The following is a 23,598-nucleotide window of genomic DNA, read 5'->3' on the forward strand; positions in this document are numbered from 1 at the left end:
GGGATTGCGGGCAGGTGGGTCCCTACTGCCCGGACCATTCCTGGATGAAGGGCTCAGCCGCGTTCGCCAGAGTCACTGGGTCCACGAAGGCGTGGTTGCGAGCAACCGTGACGTCACGCAGGCAGCGGCCGATGACGCTCGGGTTACGGAACGTCTTGGTTCCTCCCCAGAGCGCGCAGAAGCTCACGACCTCACCGGCCACGCCGTGAAGGTAGGTCACTGACTGCCTGATCCGAGCCCGCTCAGTCACCGTCAGGCCGCCACGCTCCTTCACTGCGATCAATGCATCGTCGAGGCTCTTGTAGTACAGGTCGCGCGCCGCGTGGTACATCGCCTCGTGACGGGTGAACTCGAGGCCGAAGAGCGGGTGCTGGTCGACCGTCTCCGGGTAACCGAGACGCCGACGCCCGATGGAGGCGGTCGCGATCTCGGACAGAGCTCGACGCATCGCGCCGATCACGACGGGGGCATGGCCCGACACCGCGGTGCTGAGGAAGTCGAGCTCGGTTCCTTCGTACGGAGCGCCCTCGGGCGCCGAAATCTCCTCGAACCGACGAACCCGGTCGTCAGCGACGAACTGCTCGGGAACCCGGATGTCGTAGCTGCCCGTTGCGGCCATCCCGAGGACGTCCCAGTTGCCGAGCTTCTCGACGCCGTCCTTGTCCACCATGCAGCAGCGCATCTCCGGGTCGCCGCTCTCGGTGGTCACGACGTTCCCATCCTCGTCGTGGACCACGGCCATCACGAGGACCTGGCTGGCTGCGTCGAATCCGCTGTTGAAGGGAATCGGACCACTGCTGAGCCGGATGCCTCCGTCGACGACCACTGCCTTGCCGAGCGGTGCGTAGGTACCACAGCCCAAGGGCATCGACCCGTGCTCGGCGACGAGCTTCTCACTGACCTGGAACATCCAGGAGCAGAGTCCGGTGGCACCCATGTTCGCCATCAGCATCCAGCCGGTCGACCCGTCCGCAGCCGAGACCTCTTCGATCACGCGGACTGCCGTATCCCATTCCAGCCCGAACCCGCCCATCTCCTTCGGAACGGTGATCCAGAACAGCTCGCGCTCCCGCAGCGCTTCGATGACACGAGGTGTCACGCGCCCCAGCCGTTCGCTCTCGTCGGCATCGGCGATCACGATCGGGGCCACGTCGATTGCGCGCCGGATCAGTTCGTCCTTGGTGTCGTTGATGGTCGTTTCCTCAGAAATGGACACTGGTTTTGGTCCTTTCAGACACGGAGGCCTCATTCGCGAGAGCCTTGGGACATCTGGCTCGAGTGTGCCACATCGGGACACATCTTGACTACGGCTCATGCGATTTAGATCACTTCTTCGCGAGAAGCCCACCAGCGGAGGCCGACCTTCTCCTCCCAGCACGCGCAGCGGGTCTCCGCTGCCGCCATACAGCGAAGGCCACAGCGAGGATCAGGGCGCTACCGTTGAACATGTCATTCAGCCACTGAACGCCGGTGACGAGTTGCATTCCCTTGACACCGATCGCCAGTACGTAGACAGCGAGCAGCGTGCCCCACGCGTTTGCACGGCCAGGACGGATCTGAGTGGTCCCGAGGAACGCGGCTGCGAAAGCAGGCAGGAGTAGGCCTGGGCCGTAGGTCAGCGACGGGCCCGTCAGCGACCCGTACAGCACGCCAGCCAGGCCAGCGATCGAGGCAGACGCGATCATGGAAAGCCATCGCCACTTGCCGACGGCGACCCCAGACAGATGCGCTGCCTCGTCGTTGCCGCCGATCGCATAGATGTAGCGACCAGCCGGCGTGTGCTCGAGAGCCCACCAGACGAGAAGAGTTAGCAGGAGCAGGTGAATCACGACGATCTGGAATCCGAAGAACGTCTGCTGTGTAAGGTCGCGCCACGCGGGCGACTGAGGTAGCGGAGGTTGGGCCCCGTTGGACACGATCGTTTGGAATGCAGCGATGATCGTCGCTGTGCCCAAGGTGGCGATGAAAGCGTCAACCCGGAGCTTGACCACGACGAAGCCGTTCACAACTCCGGCGCCTGCCGCGATAGTAATGGTCAGGAGGATGGCCGGCCACATGGACCAACCATGGTTGCTCTGGAGGGTGACCACGATGACCGTCGAGATCCCCGCTACCGCACCCACGGACAGGTCGTAGCAGCCAGCGGCCATGGGGATGATCACCGCGAGCGCCAGCATCGCGCCGATCGCCTGGTTGGAGGCAACCGAGTGAAGCGTCCCAGTCGTCAGGAAGAGGTCAGGAGTCCAGATCCCGAACACGAGAATGAAGAGTGCGCCGAGGTAGAGGCCGCTCAGCCGGTCCATGCCTGCGTTAGGAATTCTCATGATGTTCCTTCGTGATTCGAGATCAGTGTTTGGCGGGTGACGTTGCTGGTGTTCACGCCGTCGCCCTCGAGCACCGCGGCGAGCGCTCCAGTACGGAAGATCAGGATCCGGTGGCATAGGGCCACGAGCTCGTCGACGTCCGTCGAGCTGACTACGACCGCGGCACCGCTCATAGCGGCGTCGACCAGCTCCTCGTGAATCCGAGCGCGGGCCTGGATGTCGACGCCTTGAGTGGGTTCATCGACCATGAGTACGGAGGGGCTGCGGTTCAGCCACCTGGCGAGGAGAAGCTTCTGCTGGTTTCCGCCACTCAATGCCGACAGCGGAAGAGTCCCACCGTGTAGTGGACGGACGCCCAGGCGGTCGAACCAGTACGCCGTCTGGGCTCGTTCCTGCGCACGTCGCATCACCGGAAAGCGCCAATGCTTGCTGATGGTGGCCAAGCTCAGGTTCTCGTGTGCCGACAGTTGCAGAACGCCACCTCGGGTACGCCGCTCTGCAGGCATAAATGCCGCACCCGAACGGATCGCCGCTCGCGGAGAACCCTTTCGCAGAACGACGTCATTGATGATCACCTCGCCTCCGCTGCGATCGAGCGCGCCGAACAGCGACCCCAGCACCTCCTCCCGACCGGAACCGGTGATGCCGGCGATCCCGACGATCTCGCCCTGGCGGACGTCCAGATCAAACGGTGCAACGGAGTCGGTTGACACCGACCTTGCCGCGAGAGCCACCGGAGCGAGGCTTGGGTCGTTGAGCCCCTCCGCCGCGGCTTGGGTCTCGTCGAGCTCATCCCCTACCAGAAGGTGAACGAGCTGCGACCTGGTCAGACCGTCGACCTCGCGCGATGCGACCCGGATGCCGTCACGCAGGACGGTCACCTCGTGCGCGACCTGGAGAACCTCCTCCAGACGGTGCGTCACGAAGATCACGCCGATTTGGCGGCTGCTCACCCGGCGGATCGTGGCGAGAAGCTGGTCGACCTCGTCGTGGGGCAGGTTCGCAGTCGGTTCGTCGAGGAGGAGGAGACGAACTTCCTCGCCGGCGACGGGGCTCAGCGCCCGCGCCACGGCCACTTCCGTCTTCTGAGCGGGCGTGAGAGCTCCGACAAGGGTGTCGGGATGGAGTTGCAGCCCGGCTCGATCCAGCATCTCGATCGCAAGGAGTCTCGCTCGACGAGACCTCACAGTGCCCAGCGTGCGCGGAAACCCTCGTCCGAACATGAGGTTGTCGAGCACGGATGAGGTGTCGACGAGCCCGAGGTCCTGGTGCACGAAGCGGCAACCCGCAGCACGTGACGAGTCCGGTGAACCGAAAGCGAGGGAGTGCCCGGCGACCTGGACATCCCCGCCCGGATCGGGTTTGTGGTAGCCGGAAAGGATCTTGATGAAGGTGGATTTTCCCGAGCCGTTCCCTCCCAGGAGAGCGTGGACCCGGCCGGCCCCGATCGTGAGATCGAGGCCGGCCAGGGCAGTCTGTCCAGCGAAAGTCTTGGACAGGTTGCTCACCTGCAGAACGGGCGCCTCGGCGGAGTCCGCAGTTGATGGAGTCATCTACTTGAGCTTCCAGAGCGCCATAAACTGATCGCGGAAGTCCGACGGTTCCTCATAGCTGCTGAACGGCTCGGTAGTGTTCTTCTTGACGAAGAGCTGCATCGGGATCCGTCCGTACCCTTCCGGGAGCTGCACACCCGCGGCGGTTCGCAGAGCCGAGTCAACAGCCAGCCACCCGGCGTACTTCGCCGAGAACGGAACGAAGCCCGTCGCCCGGCCGTCGATCACGTCCTGCAGGTCCTGCTCGGTCGAGCCGACAGCGAGGATTCGAATGTCGTTCAGTCCCGCAGTCGACAGTGCGCTGGGAAGACCCTGCGCAAAGTCGGACGATGGAAGAATCACATACTTGATCTTCGGGTTTCGCTGTAGCTCCGAGGTGATGACACCGTTGACCTGACCGGCAGCCACCTGCGCCAGCCCGACGTCGACAGTGCTCAGATCGCAGGTCTTGCACGCTTCGTACGCCTCCTGGACACCACCGTCGAAGGCCTTGAGCGTGATCAGATCAGGGACGCGGACAAGCAGGCCGGAGGCAGTCCCGTCCGAGTCCGCGATGGTGTAATTGGCCAGGAGCTTGGCCTGGGTGTTCTGACTCTCGTCCCCGAAGATGTTCGCGGGCACGGTCTCGCTCAGCTCGACCGGACCCACGACCGCGGGCACGAGCTGGACACCTGCCTTCTCGTACACAGGGACGACGGTCGACCAAACCGCCTCCGGCAGTGCCGTGAATCCGACTGCAGCAGGCGAGAAGTCAAGTGCCTGGTTGAGAGCCGCGACGAGCGACGCCGGGTCCGCAAGCTTGAACGTCAGGTTCTTGTAGCTCCAGCCGACCGCTTCAGCTGCTTCCTCCGCGCCCTTGGCGATATCGCGGCACAGGGATGTGTCACACGAAACCCAGACGAAGGCCTTGCCGCCCTCAGGCTGGCTCGGCAGCGGATCGGTGACGGTGATGTCGGTCGGCGTCGCCAGGAATGGCTCGACGAATGCTTCCGCCGCCCGAGCTGCCTTGCTGGCCTCGGCCGAGTTCTGCGGTCGCGACTGCGACGTGTCGTCGCTTCCGCACGCCGCCAGCACGAGGCCTGCAGCGATCACGGCGATCACGGCGACAACGGTGGTCGCGCGGCGGCGACCACCGCGCGTGACCGGTTGCATCCCGACTCTCATCTGACTCTCCTCTGACTAGTCCCGAGTGATGTCTGCGGCAGTGGCGTGCTGGACGTCAGCCGGAAGGTTCGAAGGCCCCGGCTTCTGCCAGTTCCTGCTGCCGCCGTCTCGGGGTTGGGACATTGATGTGGGAGTGTGCCGCATCGGGACAGATGTGCGCTATGGTTCACGGCGTCTTCCTCTCGAGACACCCAGTGAGTGGATGCCCGCCGCCTCAGCCGTCGGCACGGAGCGCGGGCCCAGCATCGATTTGGACCCGACCGGTCCGGGAGTAGGAGCCCATGATGAAAGCCGTTCAGATCACGACGCTGGAGGGACCGCGCGCCATCCAGGTTGTCAACGTCGATCCCCCGACCGGTGACGGCAACTCAGTCCTGATCGACGTCGAGGCGATGGGTGTCAGCTTCGTCGATGTCCTCATGACCCGCGGGCTCTACCAGGTCCGGCCAGCGCTTCCGTTCGTGCCGGGGGTCGAGGTGGCCGGAGTGGTACGCAGCGCTCCCGTGGGCGCGCTCGTTCGTGTTGGCGACCGCTGTGCGGCCCATGTCCCTCAGGGTGGCTTCGCGGAGACTGTGGCCGCCGACCCAGCACTCGTGTTCCCGCTGCCGGACGAGCTGTCCTTCGAGCAAGGCGCTGCGTACGCGATGAACTATCAGACAGTTCACTTCGGGCTGGTTCGGCGTGGGCGCCTCAAGGCCGGCGAGCACGTCCTGGTGCACGGCGCGGGTGGGGGCGTCGGAACAGCCGCAATCCAGGTAGCGAAGGGGTTGGGTGCTGTCGTCACTGCCGTGGTCGACCGCGCGGCAAACATGGACGTGGCGGAAGCGGCGGGCGCGGACCGGGTAGTCGCCGCTGACGACGACTGGGCCCGAGCCGTTCGTACCTGGTACCCAGAAGGCGTCGACGTCACTGTGGATCCCGTCGGCGGGGACTTCTTCCTCGACTCCGTCCGGCTCCTCCGCCGCGAGGGGAGGCATCTCGTCATCGGCTTCGCAGCAGGCGGCATCCCGGAGATCGCCGTCAACCGGCTGCTTCTGAACAACATCGAACTGATCGGCGTCTACTGGGGCGGGTTCATCGCGGAGGACGTGTCGATTGCGGCTGACTCTGCGGCCGCACTCTCCGAACTCGCGCGGAACGGACACGTTTGCCCGATCGTCGGGGGCAGCTACCCCTTGGAGCAGGCCGCTGACGCACTGGTCTCGATCGAGGAGCGGACGGCACGCGGCAAGATCGTGCTCACGGCCACACGGGAGGGCTGATGTCCACCACGGAGCTTGCTCTGCTCCCCCTCGATGTGCTGTCCTCCGCCCTCACCGAGGTATGCCGCGATGCTGCCTGGATGGACATGAGCACCGAGCTGATCAACGGAGGAAAGTCAAACCTGACCTTCCGCCTCCGGTCGACGGCAGGCGAGCTCATCCTCCGGCGTCCGCCAACCGGGCAGCTCCTTCCCAGTGCTCATGACATGGCACGGGAGGCCCGGGTCCAGGCCGCGCTCGACGCAACCGACGTCCCGACTGCTCGGATCCTGCTGGTCGACAAGGGCGCGATGCTCGGTTTCCCGTTCTACGTCATGGAGAAGGTAGACGGCCATGTCGTGCGCGACCAGCTTCCGGCCGGTTACGCCGAGACCGAAGCGGAACGAAAAGCCCTGTGCAACACGTTCGTGGACAGCTTGGCTGCCCTGCACGCGGTCGACTACCGCGAGATCGGGCTCGAGGACTTCGGCAACCCGGACGGATTCCTGAACCGACAGGTTCGCCGCTGGACGAGCCAGTGGCAGGCATCCAGGTTCGGCGCTGTCCAGGAACTCGATGAACTCGCGTCACGACTCGCGTCGACCGTGCCCGACCAGCAGCGCGTCGCACTCATTCACGGCGACTACAGGCTCGACAACGTGGTCCTCGATCTCTGCGACCCAGGCAGTGTGCGCGCCGTGCTCGACTGGGAACTCTCCACCCTCGGCGATCCGGCCACCGACCTGGCGCTCCTGCTTCTGTTCTGGCGCGGCGACGGAGAACCCGCATCCTCCCTCGTTCCCGGCGTGAGCCACCTACCCGGCTTCCCGAACCGGGACTACATGGTCGAGCGCTACCTGAGTAAAGCAGGCGTCGACGCACCCGACCTGAACTGGTACCTGGCCTTCGCGCACTTCAAATTTGCCGTGATCACGCAGGGGGTGTTCGCCCGATCGAAGGCAGGCGCGATGGGCGGCCAGGACTTCGGCGATCTCAGAGACGAGGTCCTCGGCCTCGGCCAGCGCGGGCTCGAACTCCTTCCACGGAACTGACGATCAGGAGTAACGATGGACTTTTCACTGTCGGCATCAGCGGAAGAGACCTGCGAGAACATGTGGGGCTTCATGCGCGAACATGTTCTCCCCGCGGAGGCCGAGTGGGACCGATACCTCCGCGCCCACGGCGACCATGCTCACCCGCCGATCATGGAGGATCTCAAGAAGGAGGCCCGAAGCCGCGGTCTTTGGAACCTCTTCCTCCCCTCGCACTCCGGCTTGAGCAATGTCGACTACGCGGCCATTGCCGAGATCTCCGGATGGTCGCCGGTCATCGCACCGGAGGCGATCAACTGCCAGGCCCCGGACACCGGGAACATGGAAACCCTTGAGCTGTTCGCGACCCAGGAACAGCGAGAGCAATGGCTCGAGCCGCTGCTGGCAGGAGAGATCCGATCGGCGTTCGCCATGACTGAGCCAGAGGTCGCGTCCTCCGACGCGACCAACATCACCACCCAGATCGTTCGCGACGGTGACGAGTACGTCATCAACGGTCGAAAGTGGTGGATCTCCGGAGCCGCCGATGAACGCTGCACGATCTTCATCGTCATGGGAAAGACCGATCAGAATGCGCCATCACACCGCCAACAGTCGATGATCCTGGTGCCTCGCGACACACCCGGCGTGACTGTCGAACGGAACCTCCCGATCTTCGGGTTCAACGATCAGCACGGCCATTGTGAGATCTCGTTCAGCGACGTTCGTGTGCCTGTCGAGAACCTCCTGGCAACCGAGGGCGACGGGTTTGTCATCTCCCAGGCAAGGCTGGGGCCCGGCCGCATCCACCATGCGATGCGCGCAATCGGCATGGCCGAACGTGCCCTCGCGCTCATGCTCGAAAGGGCGCAGTCCAGGGTCGCTTTCGGTCAGCAACTCGCGGAATTCGCCAACGTGCAGGACCTGATTGCACAGTCCCGGATCGACATCGACCAGGCAAGGCTCCACGTTTACCACGCCGCCTGGCTCATCGATCGTCATGGCGCCAAGGGGGCGCGCAGCGAGATCTCCGCGATCAAGGTCTCGGCACCCGCGATGGCTACGCGGGTGATCGACCGAGCCATCGAGGTGTTCGGCGGGATGGGAGCGTCGAACGACACCCCGCTCGCGTACTTCTACGCGTGGGCGCGAGTGCTCCGGATCGTAGACGGACCGGACGCCGTGCATCGTCGTACCGTCGCTCGGGCAGAGCTGAAGCGGGTATCTCGCCATGTCGCCTGAGGAGCAGCGCACGAGCCCGACGGAGCGGTTCCGGCTGGACGACAAGGTCGTTCTGATCACGGGTGCCAGCTCTGGGCTGGGGGCAGGCTTCGCGCGCGCCGTCGCGGCCGTCGGCGGCACGCTTGTCCTTGCCGCAAGACGAGATGAGCAACTGGAATCTGTGGCGCGAGAGATCCGCGATCAGGGTTCGACGGTGATGACGCATCGAACTGACGTGGCGTCCCTCGACCAGTGCGAGAACGTCGTTCGTGCTGCGGTGGACGAGTTCGGACGCGTTGACGTCCTGATCAATAACGCCGGTGTCGGCCCCGCCGGCGGAGCGCTTCGTGAGGATCCCGCTGTCTTCAGGTCCACGATCGAAATCAACCTGAGCGGCGTCTACTGGATGTCCCGTGCCTGCGCTCCACACATGCCGCCCGGCTCCTCGATCGTGAACATCGCGAGCGTGCTGGGGAGCATGGGTTCTCGATTCCCGCAGGCGGGATATTCCGCAAGCAAGGCTGGGGTGCTGGGCCTGACTCGTGATCTGGCTCAGCAGTGGTCGTTACGCCGGGGGATCCGGGTAAACGCGCTGTGCCCGGGCTACTTCGAGTCCGAGATCACGGGCGGCGAGGGTACCGATGCACTTCACGCACTGGTTTCCGACGGCAGCATTCTGCAGCGTTTCGGAGAGCAGGAGGAGTTGGACAGCGCGCTCTTGTTTCTCGCCAGTCCCGCGTCCTCGTACATGACCGGCGCAAGCCTGGTTGTCGACGGCGGGCTGAGCGCGATCGTCTAGTCGAATCCCACTTGTCGGAGTGACCCTTTGAATCACGACGAGCCACGAGACCCTGCGGACGAACCCTCGGAGGTCCCACTGATTCACCTTCGGTCGGCCTGGGACCTTCTCCGGTTTGGCCACCCGCCCGCGCAGGCAAGTCTCGCCGCGATCGGCGACTCGACCGCGGTTCTTCGGCCATGACTGGTGGAGTAAGCGATCGATCCCAGCAACGGTCAGGCGCTGGCACGTCACCGCCAGTCATCGGCGGTCGACCGAGAGCATCAGATTCCGCGCGAAGTGCCTCTTGGAGTGGCCCACGTCCGCGAGGCAGGCGGGGCGAGCACCGCGTGCGGGCTACCTGCACTGACGTGGCCAATCTTCTGGGACCTGACGGTGGAGCACGTGGACCAGGTCTGCCATGAGTGTCGGTGGACAGCAGCACTGCATAACAACGCTTCCCTACACGGCGCCATCAACGCAGAGTGATGATCCTGGCAAATGCTCCCGCGAGGAATCTCGTCAGTCCTGTCGGCGGCGGGTGAAAACTGACCCCGGCGTGGCATCCGAATTTTGACCCCTTTGGCCGCTGATCCTGGTTTGGAGCCAGGAAGGGCGGAAAAGGGTGGTGTCAGTGGAAGACTGGGTGACGGCGCTTAGGTGAATCGGCTCTGGCGCGAGTTTCGTGGTTCGGTGACTCAGGGTGAGCCGGGGGCCGTCAGGCCAGGATGACGCGTTTGCGGAGGAGGTCGAGCTTGGCTCGGCCGTACATCTGCCTCTTGAGCGCCTTCAGTCTGTTCACGTTGCCCTCGACCTTCCCCGAACTGTAGGGCAGCGTGAGTCCTGCGGTGACGGCGTCTTGGTCGCGGCGGAGCCCGATGGCGAAGGAGTGCAAGTCGGGCTGATCATCGTGTTCCACTGTGGACAGCCAAGATTCTAGTTTCTCGCCTTCACGGTTGGTCATCATCTTCGCGAAGTCGGTGACGTGGTCGGCGAGGCGATCCAGGTGGGGGCAACGGGATCGGATGTCAGCGAGCTGGTTGGTCTCGTCGGTATCGAGATCCTCTGGGCGGCGCAGCAGCCAACCGGTGATCTGACGGACTTTCGGCACGGCAGGCGGCGATGGCGGAGGCGTGAGCATGCCGCGGAAGGGCTGCAGGTAGCGGCGCACGGTCTTGTCGCTGCCGGTGTATCCCTGGGCGGTGATCTCCTTGGTCAGCTGCGCGGCGTCGGTGGCGCCCTCCGTCCAACGCTGGTGCAGGTAGGGCTTGAACGGGTCGAGCAAGCTCGCCCGGGCGATCGCCTTGCCGAGAAGTTCGTCAACCGTGCTGGCACGAGCGAAGCGCCGCACGGTCTTGCGGTCCAGTGACAGCTGCCTGCTGATGGCGGAGATCGTCTCGCCGCGGTCCAGCCGCCCGTGGATCGCGGCATAGTGTTCCCGGGTACGGATCACCAGTCGCGACTCGACCGGTTCGGGTATCGCGGCGTCCGGCTCGTCCTGGGCCGCCTGCGGCGCCGACACGCCGACAGTTTCGCCGTCGAGTTGGTCGAGCTTGACGCAGGCGCGGTGGCGCCCGACGGCCTTCTCGACGTAGTCGCCCAGGTTGCGCCACAGATGCCAACGGTCGGCCACCTGGACGGCGTCCGGGGCCCCGGCCTTCGCGCCTTCGGCGTAGGCGCCGGCGCGGTCACGGCAGATCACCCCGGCTCCAGGATGCTCGCGCAGCCACTGCTCCAGTGGTTCGGCCTCGCGACCGTCCAGCAGGTCGATCACCTTGCCGGTGTCGATGTCGACCAGGATCGTGCCGTACACGTGCCGCTTGCGCAGGGCGAAGTCGTCCACGCCGAGCACGGCCGGGGCGGTCGTGGTCTCCGGCTCCGGCAGTGCCCGCACCAAACGCAGCAGCGTCGTCCGATCCACTTTGATACCCAAGATCGCGGCCAGACGCGCCCCAGCTCGGCCCGCCAACGCCAAGCCCACCTGCCCCAACATCGCCAGCAGCGGAGTCGTCCGACGTCGATTCGGCTCGGACAGGCCGTCGACCTGTTCCACGAACGTCTTCGTCGCGCACTGAGAATCCAGGCACACGAACCGCCGGACCGTCAACGCGATGACCACTGGTTGCCTACCGAGCACGCCATCAGACAACCGGCGCACGTAACGGCTGTGCACCCGCCCAGACCGCACCCCACATGCCCGGCAGGTCGCCTCGGCCACACGCGACCGAGCGCAGATCGTCACGCCGTCGGATCCGTACTCCACTCGCTCCACACACAGCCCGCCCAGATGAGGCAGCAACGCTTCCAGATCAACAGAGCACGCCCAATATGATCAACAACCGCGATCACGACCCGTCACCAGGGTCACGAAACTCGCGCCAGAGCCGAATCTCTCCCCAGACCTGCTCATTGAAATTCCCCACCCGGCGTGGCTCCGCCGAGACGGGCGGGGCTCCTTCGAGTCTGGCGGTCTCTGACCACACACCAGCTCGAAGGAGCCCCACGTCTCATGCTCACACGGGAGGAAGACATCGACGCGCACGCCCTGTATGCCCGGGGTTGGACGATCTCGGCGATCGCCCGTCACCTGGGGCGGGACCGCAAGACCATCCGCGCCTATCTGTCCGGTGTCCGCGAGGCGGGGGTGCGTGCCCGCGCTCGACGCAAGGGTCGCCGCCAGTCGGTGATCCGTGTTCGTCAGCCGCGCCGAGCGTGTCCGCCGACGTTGACTCCGGGGCAGATGGAGCGGATCTTCGAGGCGTGCGCGAGCTGGGACGCTGCGGCGCAGGAGTGGCGGGGTTCGCTGCGTAATCGTCGATTGTGGATGCTTCGACCGCGAGCCCCGGTTCGCCCCGTGGCGACCGGAGTCCGTCTACGACTTGGTGGACCGGCTGCGGCGTCAGTTGGCTGGCGAGGTGCCGGCGGGCTGGAGTCCGCACTGGTATCGACACAGCCACGCCACCGCGTTGCTGATGTCGGGGGTGCCGGTGCATGTGGTCAGTCGCCGGCTGGGACACGCCGACGTGCAGACCACGCTCAACACGTATGCGCACGTCACCGAGGACGCCGAGATGCGCACGGTCGCCGACTGGAGCGCCTTCACCACGCGGGCTGGCGCGCGGTTACCGGCCTGAGGTGCTGCGCGCGTTGTGTGGGAGGCGACTCCGGTTGAGATGCGCCTTTCCTGCTTCAGCCCGGATACCGTTTCTGCCCAATACCGCAAGGGGGCTGGCCGAGAAACCAGGTCGCCGCACGGCGCTGGACCTCTCGGCGTTGCCGGAGACGATCCGCATCGAGTTGGCCTTGTGTGTCTTCCGCATCATCGACCAAGGTGGCAAAGTCGACATTGGTCACATGCGAATGCTGGCGCGCCGGCTGTCTGATGTGATCACTGACCTCGGCCGGGAGGCGCCCGTGTCGTTGACCGGGTTGTCGCTGCGGGACTGGGAGCAGCAGATGGCACGGGCCAGCCCGCGTCGCACCGGGTCGTTGCCGGCCACGGGCACCACCAGGGACCTTCGCCAGCAACTGCAGCGCTGCTACCGGTTGCTGTCGGCGGCCTATGACCCGAGGCCGTGGTGGCTGCGGAAGGTCTGGGATCCGACCACCGACGCCCGCATCCCACAGCGGATGCACGAACCTCGCGGGCGATTGGCCTGTCGCTTCCACCAGGTCGGGACCGGCTGGTTGCGCTGCGGCGTTCAGTGGTACTGCAAGGTTGGTCTGGAGACCGGCACGCTGGCGTGGGGAACACTGCGGTTGCGCATCGACGCCGCGGCGGCATTCGATGCATTTCTCGCTGGCCGCAAGATCCCTGGCCCGTGGTTGGCCGATGAGCCCGCCGATGTTCGCGCGCTGTTGCTGGACTTCCTCGGCTACGTCCGTAGCCTGCGGGTGCGGCATCCGGGCCGCACCCACGGCAAGCCGCTGTCGCAATCGCGCGTGATTCATGTATGAGCACCGCGACACAGCCGCCGCAACCCTGGGCGAATCCGGCTGGCTGCGCCTGGGCCCGCACCACGCAGTGCTGTTCCGGCGAGGGGAAAAACCTCCCAGAGCACGGCACCGCGACCATGAACGTGACGTCATTGAGGACGACGCATTCGCCCAGATCATGGCAGGGGCTGGGCTGCTGGGCACGCCGGCCGCGGAAGGCGGGTTCGGTGACGACCAGGCGATGCGCATCCTGATGCTGCTCGCCCGCACCGGACGACGAGTCAGCGAGATCTGCATGCTCGATCACGATCCCCTGCTGCCGTTAAATCAGCCCAGCACCACCGACGAGTCCGACGGTTTCGTTGCTCGGCTGCGCTACCAGCAGACCAAAATCGACGGCGCTCCCGACACCATCCTGGTCGACCGCGAGATCGTCGCGATCATCCAGGCACAACAACAATGGCTGCATCGCTTCCTGGGCGATCAAGCAGTCCGCACGCCGAAGTATTTGTTTGTGGCCGCCCGGAAAAACCGCCATGTCAATCGGCCCTACTCGGATCGGTGGCTGCGTGAGCGGCTCGGTGAACTCGCCCGCCGCCTCGATATCCGCGACAGCACCGGAGCACTGGTCGACTTCCAGCGCACGCACCGCTTCCGGCACACCAAAGCCACCTGTCTGCTCAACGCCGGTGTTCCCTTGCACGTAGTGCAGCGCTACCTCGGGCACCTGACACCAGAAATGACCATGGCATATGCGCAGACCCTGGCGAGCACGCACGAGCGGGAGTTTCTGCGCTACCGCAAGATCACCGCGGATGCCCGCGACCTCGAAATCGACCCACGAGATCTCTACGACATGCTCGAACTCGACAAGCGCACCGATCGGATCCTGCCCAACGGCTGGTGCCTGCTGCCACCCCGCCAACACTGCACCAGGGGCAACGCTTGCTTGACCTGCGACAAGTTCGCAACCGACGCGACGTTCCTGCCCGAACTACGCGCCCAGAAGGACCGCACCGAGCAACTGATCGAACAGCGCCGCACGGCGTTTCACGCCCGAACCGGGCAGGAGATGAGCGAGGACAACATCTGGCTTGCCGGGCGCCGTCAAGAAACCGACGCTCTCGGCCGCATCATCGTCCAGCTCGAACAGACCCGGCTGGCCGATGGCACCGTCCAAGTCCTCCGCGGCGCCGGGGTCGCAGCCCGCATCGACTCCCTGACCAACAACAAGGACAACCACTGATGCGTGGCAACCCCGACAACCTCCGCCAAGCCGCCGCCCGCAAAAGTGCCGCAGCCAAGGCACGTGCCGACCAAGGCTTGCACGACATGATCCGCAACGAACAGCCCATCACCTTCCGCAGACTCGCCCACATCGCTTGCGTCTCGCTCGATTTTCTTTACCGCACAACAGAAATACGCCAACAAGTTGAACAACTCCGCGCCCAGCAACAAAACACACCACCCACCCCGAAACAGCGCGTTGACTCCGACCAGCCCAGCAGCGTCATCCGCACTCTCACCGCCCAACTCGCCGACCTACGGCGCCGCCACCGCGAGGAAGTCAACGCCCTCAAGCACGCACTCGAAACCGCCCACGGCGAGAACCTCGAACTACGCCGCCGCCGCGCCAACCGCCAACCATCCGACCGCTCCGAAACATCCTGACAAACCCCTTACAGGCGCGACCGCAAAAGCTCTACCAGCGAAAACAAGGCAAACCAGATCATTTACCTCAGATAAGCCTGCGCTGGATCGGTCCCAGCCGGTGCTGCCGGCGATGCCCGGGATGCCGGAACGTCGCAGCCATGACTACGTCCGCCACGGTGTGACCAGTCTGTTCGCGGCGTTCGACATCGCCGATGGCACGGTGATCTCCGAGATCCACCGGCGGCGTCGGGCGGTGGAGTTCAAGAAGTTCCTGGTCACCATCGACAAGACCGTTCCCGCTGAGTTGGACGTATATCTGGTGTGCGACAACCTGTCCACTCACAAGACGCCCGCCATCAACGCGTGGCTGGCAAGGCATCCGCGTTTCCATATGCATTTCACTCCCACCGGTTCGTCCTGGATTAACGAGGTCGTGCGACACGAAGTCGCATGAGAGCAGTAGAACTCGTCGAAGGAGGATCGGCTGATGTCGATGGTGTAGTTCTCGGTCCAGTGCGCAAGGACCGTCCCCGCCTCGGCGTGCGTCGCGAGTAACCGTGGGGTGCGAAGCCCGAGGTGAAAGGCTCAAGGGCTGCCGTTCCATCCGGTGGTTACAGGCTGGGGAAGACCGGACGGGGGAATAGCGTGAACCCTCGTTGACGCCTCGTCATGATCACTCCCGCAGATGGGAAGTGGCAGTGGGAGATAGGGACCGGTCGCTGAGAGCGCGGCAGGTGCCGCCCGAACGAATCTGGCCGGGCGGGAGCGCACCACCGTCCCCGGGGTACAGAGGGCAGTGCGACACGAAGTCGCTGGTAGTGAGTGAGCTAGCTGAGGAGGATCGACTGATGTCGAAGGTGTAGCTCCGGGTCAGTGTCCGTGAGACCTGTTCCCACCTCGGCGTGCGTCGCTGGTGACGGCGGGGTGCGAAGCCCGGGGGAAAAGCCGAAGGGCTCCCGTTCCGTCCGGGAGTCACGGGCAAGGGAAAGATCGGCCGGGCCAATCGCGTGAATCTCCGCTGATGTCTCGTCAATACCTCCCTCGCAGACGGGCTGTAGCAGTGAGGGTGTAGGGCTGGCCGCTGGGAAGCGGCAGGCGCCGACCGGTTATGCCCTGCCGGTCGGGAGGACACCGCCGCCCCGGGATAGAGGAGAGGCCCACCCCGATCGCATCTCACACCTGCGGAACGTGGCAATCCCGTTGAGGTCCAAGCCGGACTGGCTTGGAAGGCCGACCGTGAGGAGAGCTGAAATCCTCAGCGGGGGAAGGATGACGCAACAAGCGAAGGCTTGGGACGCCGAAAGGCACCGGAAAGACCGACACCGCTGGCCGCGGCCTCCTGCGGGGTGTCGGATAACCGCCCGGATACGGACCCTGGTGGTCCGGCTCGAAAGAGCGCTGACGTGCGTCAGGTGAGCCTGCGAAGACTCGATGATCAACGCACCGGAACCGAGGGACAAGTTGGACGCCACGACCACGCTCGCCGCGACCGATGTCACGCGCGAACACGTCGCGGCGAACGGACCCGACGACGAACTCCTCGACTGGGACGCTGTGGATTGGCGTCAGGTTGAGCAAGACGTACGGCGTCTGCGGCAACGCATCTTCGCGGCATCGAAGGCAGGGGACCTGAGAAAGGTCCGGAACTTGCAGAAGCTCATGTTGCGCTCGCGTGCTAACGCGTTATTAAGCGTGCGGCGGGTGACGGAGCTCAACGCTGGTCGTTTGACGGCGGGTGTCGATGGCAAGGTAGTGCGAAGTTCCCAGTCGAAGTCCCGGTGGGCTGATTGGGCACAGAATCGCTGCCGGTCATGGACGGCCAAACCCGTCAAACGAGTGTTTATACCGAAAGCCAATGGAAAGCAGCGTCCCATCGGCATTCCCGTGGTCGGCGATAGGCTTTTGCAAGCCCTGGCGTCGGCCGCGCTCGAACCCGAGTGGGAAGCGCGGTTCGAACCGAAGAATTACGGATTTCGGCCCGGCCGTGGCTGTCATGATGCGATCGAGGCCATCTTCAACACCGTCAGAGGGAAGAATCCGCAACGGCGATGGATTCTTGACGCAGATTTGGCGGCGGCATTTGATCGGCTCGACCATGGCCATATCCTCAGCCAGATCGGCACTTTTCCTGCGAGGAAACTGGTGCACCAGTGGTTGAAGGCTGGCGTGGTCGAGCGAGAATGGTTTACGCCGACAGAAGAGGGAACTCCTCAAGGTGGCGTGATCAGCCCCGTCCTGCTGAATGTGGCCTTGCACGGTATGGAGCAGGCCGCCGGGGTCCGCTACCGCGCGTTCGGCGTTAATGCCGAACGAGTAGTAGAGGGTAGCCCCGTTCTGGTGAAATACGCAGACGATCTTGTCGCGATGTGCGGCAGCCGTGAACAGGCCGAACAGGTCAAAGAAAGGCTGGCCGCGTGGCTGGCACCCCGGGGTTTGGCCTTCAACGAGGCCAAGACGCGAGTCGCCCGTCTCGAAGAGGGTTTCGAGTTCCTCGGGATGCATATTCGCCGGTATCGCAACGGTAAGCTGCTGATCAAACCCAGCAAGCCGGCCGTGCAGCGGTTCCGGAAACGGCTTACCACGGAAATGAGGGCACTGCGGGGAGCTAATGCTCACGTGGTGGTCTCCCGACTCAACCCGATCATTCGGGGCTGGTCAGCCTATTACCGGAGCGTGGTGTCCAAGCGGACATTTGTCCAGTTGGACACCCACATGTGGAAGTTGGCCTTGAGTTGGGCCAAGCGCCGACATCCGAACAAATCGATCCGGTGGGTCGTTGACCGGTATTTCGGCGCGTTCCACCCGACCAGGCGAGATCGGTGGATCTTCGGTGACCACGACAGTGGTGCCTACCTCGCCAAGTTCGCCTGGACGAAAATTGTCCGACACCAGGTGGTCAAGGGATGGGCGTCACCCGATGACCCCGCCTTGGTCGACTACTGGGCCGAACGGCGATGCCGCCGCAAGCCCCCGCTGGACCAGTCCCGGTTGCGTTTGCTTCAAGCGCAGCACGGCCGCTGTCCGCTCTGTCGGGAGCTGCTGTTGCACGCCGACCACGACCCGCAAACCCCGAAAGAATGGGAACTGTGGGTCAAGGTGACCCGCAAGGCGATCCGCAAACAAGCGATCATCGCTGACACTGGACATGGCATGTCGGACGAACCCGCTGCACTCCGCCTCATACACGCCCACTGCGCACGCCGACTTTCCACCGGCAACGCAGGGGGTCCGGCACTGCCAACTGCCAACGAGCCTCCAGGGCTTGCTTGAGCCGGATGAATGGAAACCGTTCAAGTCCGGTTCTGAGGGGGGATCGGCGGGGTAACCCGCCGGTCCTACCCGACCCCAACCCGGTCATATCTGTCTCATGTGGAACGTGACAACCCCGATGAGGTCCAAGCGGGAAGCCGTTTGGTAGGCCGACCGTAAGGAAGGCGGAATTCCGCAGCGGGCGCAGGACGGCTCGAGAAGCGAATGCCGGTAGCCGAAAGGCACCAGGAAACCGGGCACCACAATGCTGGCTCCTCCGCTGGCGGTGTTCGCATAACTGGCCGGATAGGGGCCAATGCCCTGGCCTGAAAGGGTGCTGACGTGAGCCGGGTGAGCCTGCGAAGACTCAGGTGATCGACAGCGCTGGAACCGAAGGGGCAAGTTGGACGCCATGACCATGCTGGAGACGACCGCGGTCGCTGACGGCGGCGACATGGTGAACGGACCCGAGGACCGAAGTCTCGACTGGGATGCTGTGAAATGGCGGCTGGTCGAGGATGAGGTACGGCGGCTGCGTCAGCGGATCTTCGCGGCGTCACAGGCAGGGGACCACAAGAAGGTCCGCAATTTACAGAAGTTGATGGTGCGTTCCCGCAGCAACGCGCTGCTTTCGGTGCGGCGGGTGACGGAAATCAACGCTGGTCGCAAGACAGCCGGGATCGACGGCAAGGTCGTGGTGACACCGGAACAGAAGGCCGATCTGGCCGATTGGCTGGTGCACCAGGCCGAACCGTGGTCCCCTCGGCCGGTCAAGCGGGTGTATGTGCCCAAAAGCAACGGGCGCCGCCGCCCGCTCGGAATTCCCGTGATCGCCGACAGATGCCTTCAAGCTCTGGCGGTCAATGCTCTGGAACCCGAGTGGGAGGCCCGGTTCGAACCGAAGTCTTATGGGTTCAGGCCGGGACGTGGTTGCCACGACGCGATCGTGGCGATCCACACGACGGCGAGCCGCACCGACGCGAAACGTCTGTGGGTGCTCGACGCCGATCTCAAGACGGCATTCGACCGGCTCAACCACGACCACATCTGCGAGTCACTCGGGACGTTCCCGGCTCGGGAACTCGTCCGGCAGTGGTTGAAAGCGGGTGTGATCGAGGATGGCCGGTTCGCCCCGACTGGGGAGGGTGCTCCTCAGGGTGGGGTGATCAGCCCGTTGCTACTGAACGTTGCTCTGCATGGGATGGAGACCGCCGCCGGTGTCCGGTATCACCTCACCGGCACACGTGCCGGCAAGACGATGTCCGGCTGTCCGGCGGTTATCCGTTATGCCGACGACCTGATCGCCTTGTGTCACTCCCGTGAGCAGGCAGTGCAGGTCAAGGCGCGGCTTGCGGAATGGTTGGCTCCCAGGGGTTTGGTCTTCAACGAGGACAAGACCCGGATTACACACCTTGAAGATCAGGGCGTGGATTTCTTGGGGTTCAGCATCCGCCGTTACCCCAACGGGAAGCTGTTGACCAAGCCGAGCAACGACGCGCTGCGACGGATCCGGAAACGGCTGTCTACCGAGGCGAAAGCCCTACGTGGGGCCAACGCTGACGCGGTGATCGCCAAGCTCAACCCGATTATCGTCGGGTGGGCCGCCTACTATCGGATCGGGGTGTCCAAGCGGGCGTTCAAGGCGTTGGACGCTCACGTGTGGAGACTGGTCTACAAGTGGGCCAGGTTCACTCATCCGAACAAGCCGATCCGCTGGGTGACTGCCCGGTACTTCGGCAAGTTCAACCCATCCAGGCAGGACTCGTGGGTGTTCGGTAGCCAGAACACTGGCTTCTATCTCCGCAAGTTCGCCTGGACCGCGATCGTCCGGCACCGGATGGTGGCCGGGGCGGCGTCTCCGGATGATCCGACCTTGACCGACTACTGGGCCACGCGGCGTCGCCGCGGCAAACCCCCGGTGGGCAAGACCACGCTGCGCTTGTTGCAGGCGCAGCGTTGGCGATGCTCGATATGCCGAGGGTTGTTGCTGCACGCCGATCGTGAGCCACAAAGCCCTCAGCAGTGGGAACAGTGGCTTGCGGCTACCCGCAAGGCGATCCGCAAACACGCGGTCACCGCGTGGGGTGCTGGCACGCCGGACGAACGCACCGCAGACCGTCTCATACACGCCCGCTGCCAGCGCCGGATCACCGGCAACAGCAGCGGAAACAGCACTTCTGCCTGCCTATGAGCCTTCAGGGCTTGCTTGAGCCGGTTGCTCGGAAACGGGCATGGCCGGTTCTGAGGGGGCTCCGGCGCGGCAACGCGCCGGAGCTACCCGACGAGCGCTGGTTTGGCTTCCTCACCGATCAACTCCTTCGTCGCGGCGTCCACAAAAGCGTTGCGGCGCTGGAGAAAGACGTCCGGGAGTGGATCAAGGGCTGGAACGAGGATCCGAAGCCGTTCGTCTGGAAGAAGACCGCGGAGGAGATCCTTGACTCCCTCGCACGATATATCTCACGGATTTCCGGCGCGTGACACTAGTAGGGCTTTGTTAGATCGTCATGGTGGTTGTTGGTGGCAGATGGGGCATCGGCCTGTCCAGGTGGCCAGTAGCGCCTGGAGTCCTTTGAGGATGGTGTAGAGGGTCAGGCTGCCCCAGGTGCTTTTGGGCTGGTCAGCCGGAGTTGGGTGAGGAACAGGTGGGCGGCGGAGACGAGGGTGACGTGGCGGTGCCAGCCGGTGAAGGAGCGGCCTTCGAAGTGGGTGAGGCCGGGGCCGGTTTTGAGTTCGCGGTAGTCGTGTTCGATGCGCCAGCGGATCTTGGCCAGTCGCACGAGTTCCCGGATCGGGGTGTGTTCAGGCAGGGTGGAAAGCCAGTAGTCGGTGGGTTCGGGTTCGTGGGGTGGCCATTCGGCCAGCAGCCAGACCTCCGGCAGGCTGCCGTCGTCGGCGCGGGGGATGTCCCGGTTGGCCGGGCGCACCCGGATCGCCAGGAACCGGGAGCGCATCTTCGCGGTGGGATTGCCCTGGGTTTTCCTGGTGCCCTGCCGCCAGGTCACCCACCGCAGGCCACTGCGCCCGGCGCCCAGGACCAACTCGCGCAGCGTGGAGGGCTTGTCCTGGTAGCGAGGCGCGGGCCGACGGCCCTGACCGGAATACGGTGCGGTGCCGGGAAGAACATCACCGGGATAAGCGCTGGTGCTGCCTTTGGCGGCCAGCACATACGGCAGATCGCGTCGGGTCAGCTCCAGCCTGACGATCGGGCACCCACGGGCGCGCTACCTTCCAGACAGCCTCGAAGCCCTCGCCATACCGCTGGAACCACTCGGCATTATCCGTGCGTCTGAGCTGGAAGAGCGGATTCGCCGCCGACCGACAACAGCCCGGCAGAGCTGTGGCGCCAGTCGGCCGAGTTGTGGTGTGTGGCCGGGTACGCGGACGCAGTACGCAGCGACCAGGCCCAGTCCACGGAATGCTATTCCGAGGCCACCGCCGTTGCCGCGCACATCGTCGACAGCCAGCAACGACAACATGTCGAGGACTACGCTCTGGCACACCAGATCAGTTCAGCGTTCAAGCTCGGCGACTCGGCGACCGCGCTGGATCGTGGCAGCCAGGTCCGAGTGGAAGCGCTTCCCAGCACCGAGCGCAAAGGCAGATTCCTGGTAGACCTGGCAATGGCCTGGAAGCAGCACGGCCGAAACGACCAGGCGTATCGAGCGCTTGCCATCGCCGAGCAGTACGCGCCAGGTGAAGTCCATACCCGCTCCGCTGCCCGCCGACTGATCAGTTCTCTGGCCGCATCTCCTCGCCATACCGCAATGCCAGACATTATCGGGCTTGCGAGGCGCGCACACGTCACCGTCTGAAAGCTCGCCCGTAACGATCGAGTGTTGGTACTGAGCAAGGGAAGGCGTGGTCTTCGTCAGCAGCGAAGTACTCGACCGGAAATCCTCCGAGATTCAGAGAGTTGATCGGGAAGGATGTGCCAACTGGTTGGCAATCGACGACTGAGGCACGACGGATAGTGAGCCTCCGTAAGGAGAATGCGGGCAGGTACTACCGAACCCGCAGGCTACACGCATAGTCGTGCTGGCCGCCCGGCCCAGTCGTTCAACCACGCCCGGCGGCACCAAATCAAAGGACCTCGCGATTGCCGAGGTATGGACGCAACACCTCGGGGACGCGAACTTCGTGATCCTTTGTCTGATAGTTCTCGATCACGGCAGCAAGCAGGCGCGGAGTGGCAACCGCCGTGTTGTTAAGCGTGTGTACGAACCGCACCTTGCCATCAGAGTCACGGTAACGCAGATTCGCCCGCCGAGCTTGCCAATCATGCAACGTCGAGCAACTGTGTGTCTCGCGCAGCATGTCCAGCGAGGGGAACCATGTGTTGATGTCGTTCATGCGGAACTTGCCGAGCCCCATGTCACCGGTCGCGCACTCGACGACCTCGTAGTGCAGGCCCAGATCCTGGAGGATCTGCTCGGCAGACGCCAGCAACTCCGTGTGCCACCGTGCCGATTCCATCGCATCGGCCTCGCAGAGTACGAACTGCTCGACTTTCTCGAACTGGTGTACCCGCAGAAGGCCACGAACGTCCCGGCTAGCACTCCCGATCTCACGCCGGAAGCACGGTGATATGCCGGCATAGAGGATCGGGAGACGGTTTTTGTCCAGAATCTCGCCCGAATGCAATCCAACCAAGGCTACTTCGGCGGTGCCAGCGAGAAAGGCGTTATCCGCTGGAAGTTCGTAAGTTTCCTCTCTCCCTTTCGGAAACATTCCACTTCCCACCAGGGGCGCTTCCTTGACAAGCGCGGGAACAGAAACCGGAGTGAATCCTTTTGCAGTTAGCAGATCCAATGCATAGGAATGCAGGGCTCGCTCCAGCAGGACCAGATCGCCAGTCAGAGCGTATGCGCGCTCACCTGCAACCTTGCGTGCCCTAGCGAATTCTGCCCAGCCACGCTTTTCGGTCAGCTCCACATGATCCAGTGGCGAAAAGTCGAATTCCGGCTTCTGCCCCCAGGTCTTGATGGTCACGTTGGCAGACTCATCAAGACCGACGGGTGCCTTGTCCCACGGAACGTTGGGTGTGATCAGCAGGAGGTCGTTCAGTCGCGTGTTGCTTTCATCGAGAGCGTCGCGGAGCTGCTTCAACTGCTGGTCGAGTTCGGCGCTTTCCGCACGCAATTCTTCACGCTGGGTAGCATCCGCCTTCGCGAACCCCTTCGACAGCGTCCGCTTCCGGGCCTGCCCCTGATCGAGTTCATGTTGCAGCTTGCGGGTCGTCTCATCGAGGGCAAGCAACTCATCGACGTCCAAGTCAACGCCCTTGAGGCGGACGGCTTCCTTCACCGCATCGGGGTTGTCCCGGATGAAGCGTTTGTCAAGCATGGTATGCGTCAATCCTCGAATCGATCCACGTCACAAATACACGCTGCCACCAGGACGTTACCAGCCGCAGTTAGTTCCCCATGGATCGACTGGGCATCCCAACTG

18 protein-coding genes and 3 pseudogenes are annotated in these 23,598 nt (G+C 64.2%); 14 read left to right on the top strand and 7 right to left on the bottom strand.

Going from position 1 to position 23,598, the window contains the following annotated elements:
• Positions 1–22: 22 nt before the first annotated feature.
• From DL519_RS11645 to DL519_RS11660, 4 genes are all read right to left on the bottom strand, one after another.
• Positions 23–1,216, bottom strand: a complete 1,194-nt coding sequence (locus tag DL519_RS11645; protein WP_190814608.1) for an acyl-CoA dehydrogenase family protein — start codon at positions 1,214–1,216, stop codon at positions 23–25.
• A 109-nt stretch (positions 1,217–1,325) separates the two neighbouring features.
• Positions 1,326–2,324, bottom strand: a complete 999-nt coding sequence (locus DL519_RS11650; RefSeq protein WP_190814610.1) for an ABC transporter permease — start codon at positions 2,322–2,324, stop codon at positions 1,326–1,328.
• Positions 2,321–3,877, bottom strand: a complete 1,557-nt coding sequence (locus DL519_RS11655) for a sugar ABC transporter ATP-binding protein (RefSeq protein ID WP_190814612.1) — start codon at positions 3,875–3,877, stop codon at positions 2,321–2,323. The genes DL519_RS11650 and DL519_RS11655 overlap by 4 nt, the downstream gene beginning before the upstream one ends.
• Positions 3,878–4,978, bottom strand: a complete 1,101-nt coding sequence (locus DL519_RS11660; RefSeq protein WP_190814614.1) for a substrate-binding domain-containing protein — start codon at positions 4,976–4,978, stop codon at positions 3,878–3,880.
• A gap of 344 nt (positions 4,979–5,322) precedes the next feature.
• Between DL519_RS11660 and DL519_RS11665 the strand changes: the two genes are divergently transcribed.
• From DL519_RS11665 to DL519_RS11680, 4 genes are read left to right on the top strand one after another with little or no spacing between them, the layout of a single operon-like run.
• Positions 5,323–6,303 carry an NADPH:quinone oxidoreductase family protein gene (locus tag DL519_RS11665; protein ID WP_317891359.1) on the top strand — a complete coding sequence of 327 codons (981 nt, stop codon included), beginning with the start codon at positions 5,323–5,325 and terminating at the stop codon, positions 6,301–6,303.
• Positions 6,303–7,334: a phosphotransferase family protein gene (locus tag DL519_RS11670; RefSeq protein WP_190814616.1), complete on the top strand. Its 1,032-nt coding sequence runs from the start codon at positions 6,303–6,305 to the stop codon at positions 7,332–7,334. The genes DL519_RS11665 and DL519_RS11670 overlap by 1 nt, the downstream gene beginning before the upstream one ends.
• A gap of 15 nt (positions 7,335–7,349) precedes the next feature.
• The gene (locus tag DL519_RS11675; RefSeq protein WP_190814618.1) at positions 7,350–8,555 is read left to right on the top strand and encodes an acyl-CoA dehydrogenase family protein; all 1,206 of its coding nucleotides are present in this window, start codon (positions 7,350–7,352) and stop codon (positions 8,553–8,555) included.
• Positions 8,545–9,333 (top strand): SDR family NAD(P)-dependent oxidoreductase, encoded by a 789-nt coding sequence (locus DL519_RS11680; protein ID WP_190814620.1) that lies wholly within the window; start codon positions 8,545–8,547, stop codon positions 9,331–9,333. The genes DL519_RS11675 and DL519_RS11680 overlap by 11 nt, the downstream gene beginning before the upstream one ends.
• A 697-nt stretch (positions 9,334–10,030) precedes the next feature.
• Here the strand turns inward: DL519_RS11680 and DL519_RS11685 are convergent.
• Complete coding sequence (locus DL519_RS11685; RefSeq protein ID WP_449619139.1) at positions 10,031–11,584, bottom strand: ISL3 family transposase; 1,554 nt, start codon at positions 11,582–11,584, stop codon at positions 10,031–10,033.
• A 237-nt stretch (positions 11,585–11,821) separates the two neighbouring features.
• Here DL519_RS11685 and DL519_RS11690 point away from each other — a divergent pair.
• The 9 genes and pseudogenes from DL519_RS11690 to DL519_RS11730 form a co-directional block, all read left to right on the top strand.
• Positions 11,822–11,926, top strand: a pseudogene (locus tag DL519_RS11690) (terminase gpP N-terminus-related DNA-binding protein); the annotation flags it as partial.
• Positions 11,927–12,122: 196 nt separating this feature from the next.
• Positions 12,123–12,446 (top strand): tyrosine-type recombinase/integrase, encoded by a 324-nt coding sequence (locus tag DL519_RS11695; protein WP_223840255.1) that lies wholly within the window; start codon positions 12,123–12,125, stop codon positions 12,444–12,446.
• A gap of 139 nt (positions 12,447–12,585) precedes the next feature.
• Positions 12,586–13,269, top strand: coding sequence for a hypothetical protein (locus DL519_RS11700; RefSeq protein WP_190814623.1), 684 nt, complete (start codon positions 12,586–12,588; stop codon positions 13,267–13,269).
• Positions 13,262–14,494 (top strand): tyrosine-type recombinase/integrase, encoded by a 1,233-nt coding sequence (locus tag DL519_RS11705; RefSeq protein ID WP_190814625.1) that lies wholly within the window; start codon positions 13,262–13,264, stop codon positions 14,492–14,494. The genes DL519_RS11700 and DL519_RS11705 overlap by 8 nt, the downstream gene beginning before the upstream one ends.
• Entirely contained in the window at positions 14,494–14,919 is a 426-nt protein-coding gene (locus DL519_RS11710) for a DUF6262 family protein (protein ID WP_190824613.1), read from the top strand. The genes DL519_RS11705 and DL519_RS11710 overlap by 1 nt, the downstream gene beginning before the upstream one ends.
• A gap of 79 nt (positions 14,920–14,998) precedes the next feature.
• A pseudogene (locus tag DL519_RS11715) lies at positions 14,999–15,340 on the top strand (transposase); the annotation flags it as partial.
• 992 nt (positions 15,341–16,332) lie between these two features.
• Positions 16,333–18,171 (top strand): group II intron reverse transcriptase/maturase, encoded by a 1,839-nt coding sequence (ltrA, locus tag DL519_RS11720; RefSeq protein WP_190814627.1) that lies wholly within the window; start codon positions 16,333–16,335, stop codon positions 18,169–18,171.
• 391 nt (positions 18,172–18,562) lie between these two features.
• Positions 18,563–20,341 carry a group II intron reverse transcriptase/maturase gene (gene ltrA / locus DL519_RS11725; RefSeq protein ID WP_190814629.1) on the top strand — a complete coding sequence of 593 codons (1,779 nt, stop codon included), beginning with the start codon at positions 18,563–18,565 and terminating at the stop codon, positions 20,339–20,341.
• Between the two features lie 11 nt (positions 20,342–20,352).
• The gene (locus tag DL519_RS11730; RefSeq protein ID WP_223838816.1) at positions 20,353–20,628 is read left to right on the top strand and encodes a hypothetical protein; all 276 of its coding nucleotides are present in this window, start codon (positions 20,353–20,355) and stop codon (positions 20,626–20,628) included.
• A 110-nt stretch (positions 20,629–20,738) separates the two neighbouring features.
• On the opposite strand, the pseudogene DL519_RS11735 reads toward DL519_RS11730, so the two are convergent.
• Positions 20,739–21,347: pseudogene (locus tag DL519_RS11735) on the bottom strand (IS701 family transposase); the annotation flags it as partial.
• Positions 21,348–21,515: 168 nt separating this feature from the next.
• Between DL519_RS11735 and DL519_RS11740 the strand changes: the two are divergent.
• The gene (locus DL519_RS11740; protein ID WP_190814631.1) at positions 21,516–21,962 is read left to right on the top strand and encodes a hypothetical protein; all 447 of its coding nucleotides are present in this window, start codon (positions 21,516–21,518) and stop codon (positions 21,960–21,962) included.
• Between the two features lie 268 nt (positions 21,963–22,230).
• Here the strand turns inward: DL519_RS11740 and serS are convergent, their stop codons facing one another.
• Positions 22,231–23,493 carry a serine--tRNA ligase gene (gene serS / locus DL519_RS11745; RefSeq protein ID WP_190814633.1) on the bottom strand — a complete coding sequence of 421 codons (1,263 nt, stop codon included), beginning with the start codon at positions 23,491–23,493 and terminating at the stop codon, positions 22,231–22,233.
• Positions 23,494–23,598: the final 105 nt, after the last annotated feature.

Source organism: Saccharopolyspora pogona, from assembly GCF_014697215.1.
Lineage (GTDB): Bacteria > Actinomycetota > Actinomycetes > Mycobacteriales > Pseudonocardiaceae > Saccharopolyspora > Saccharopolyspora hattusasensis.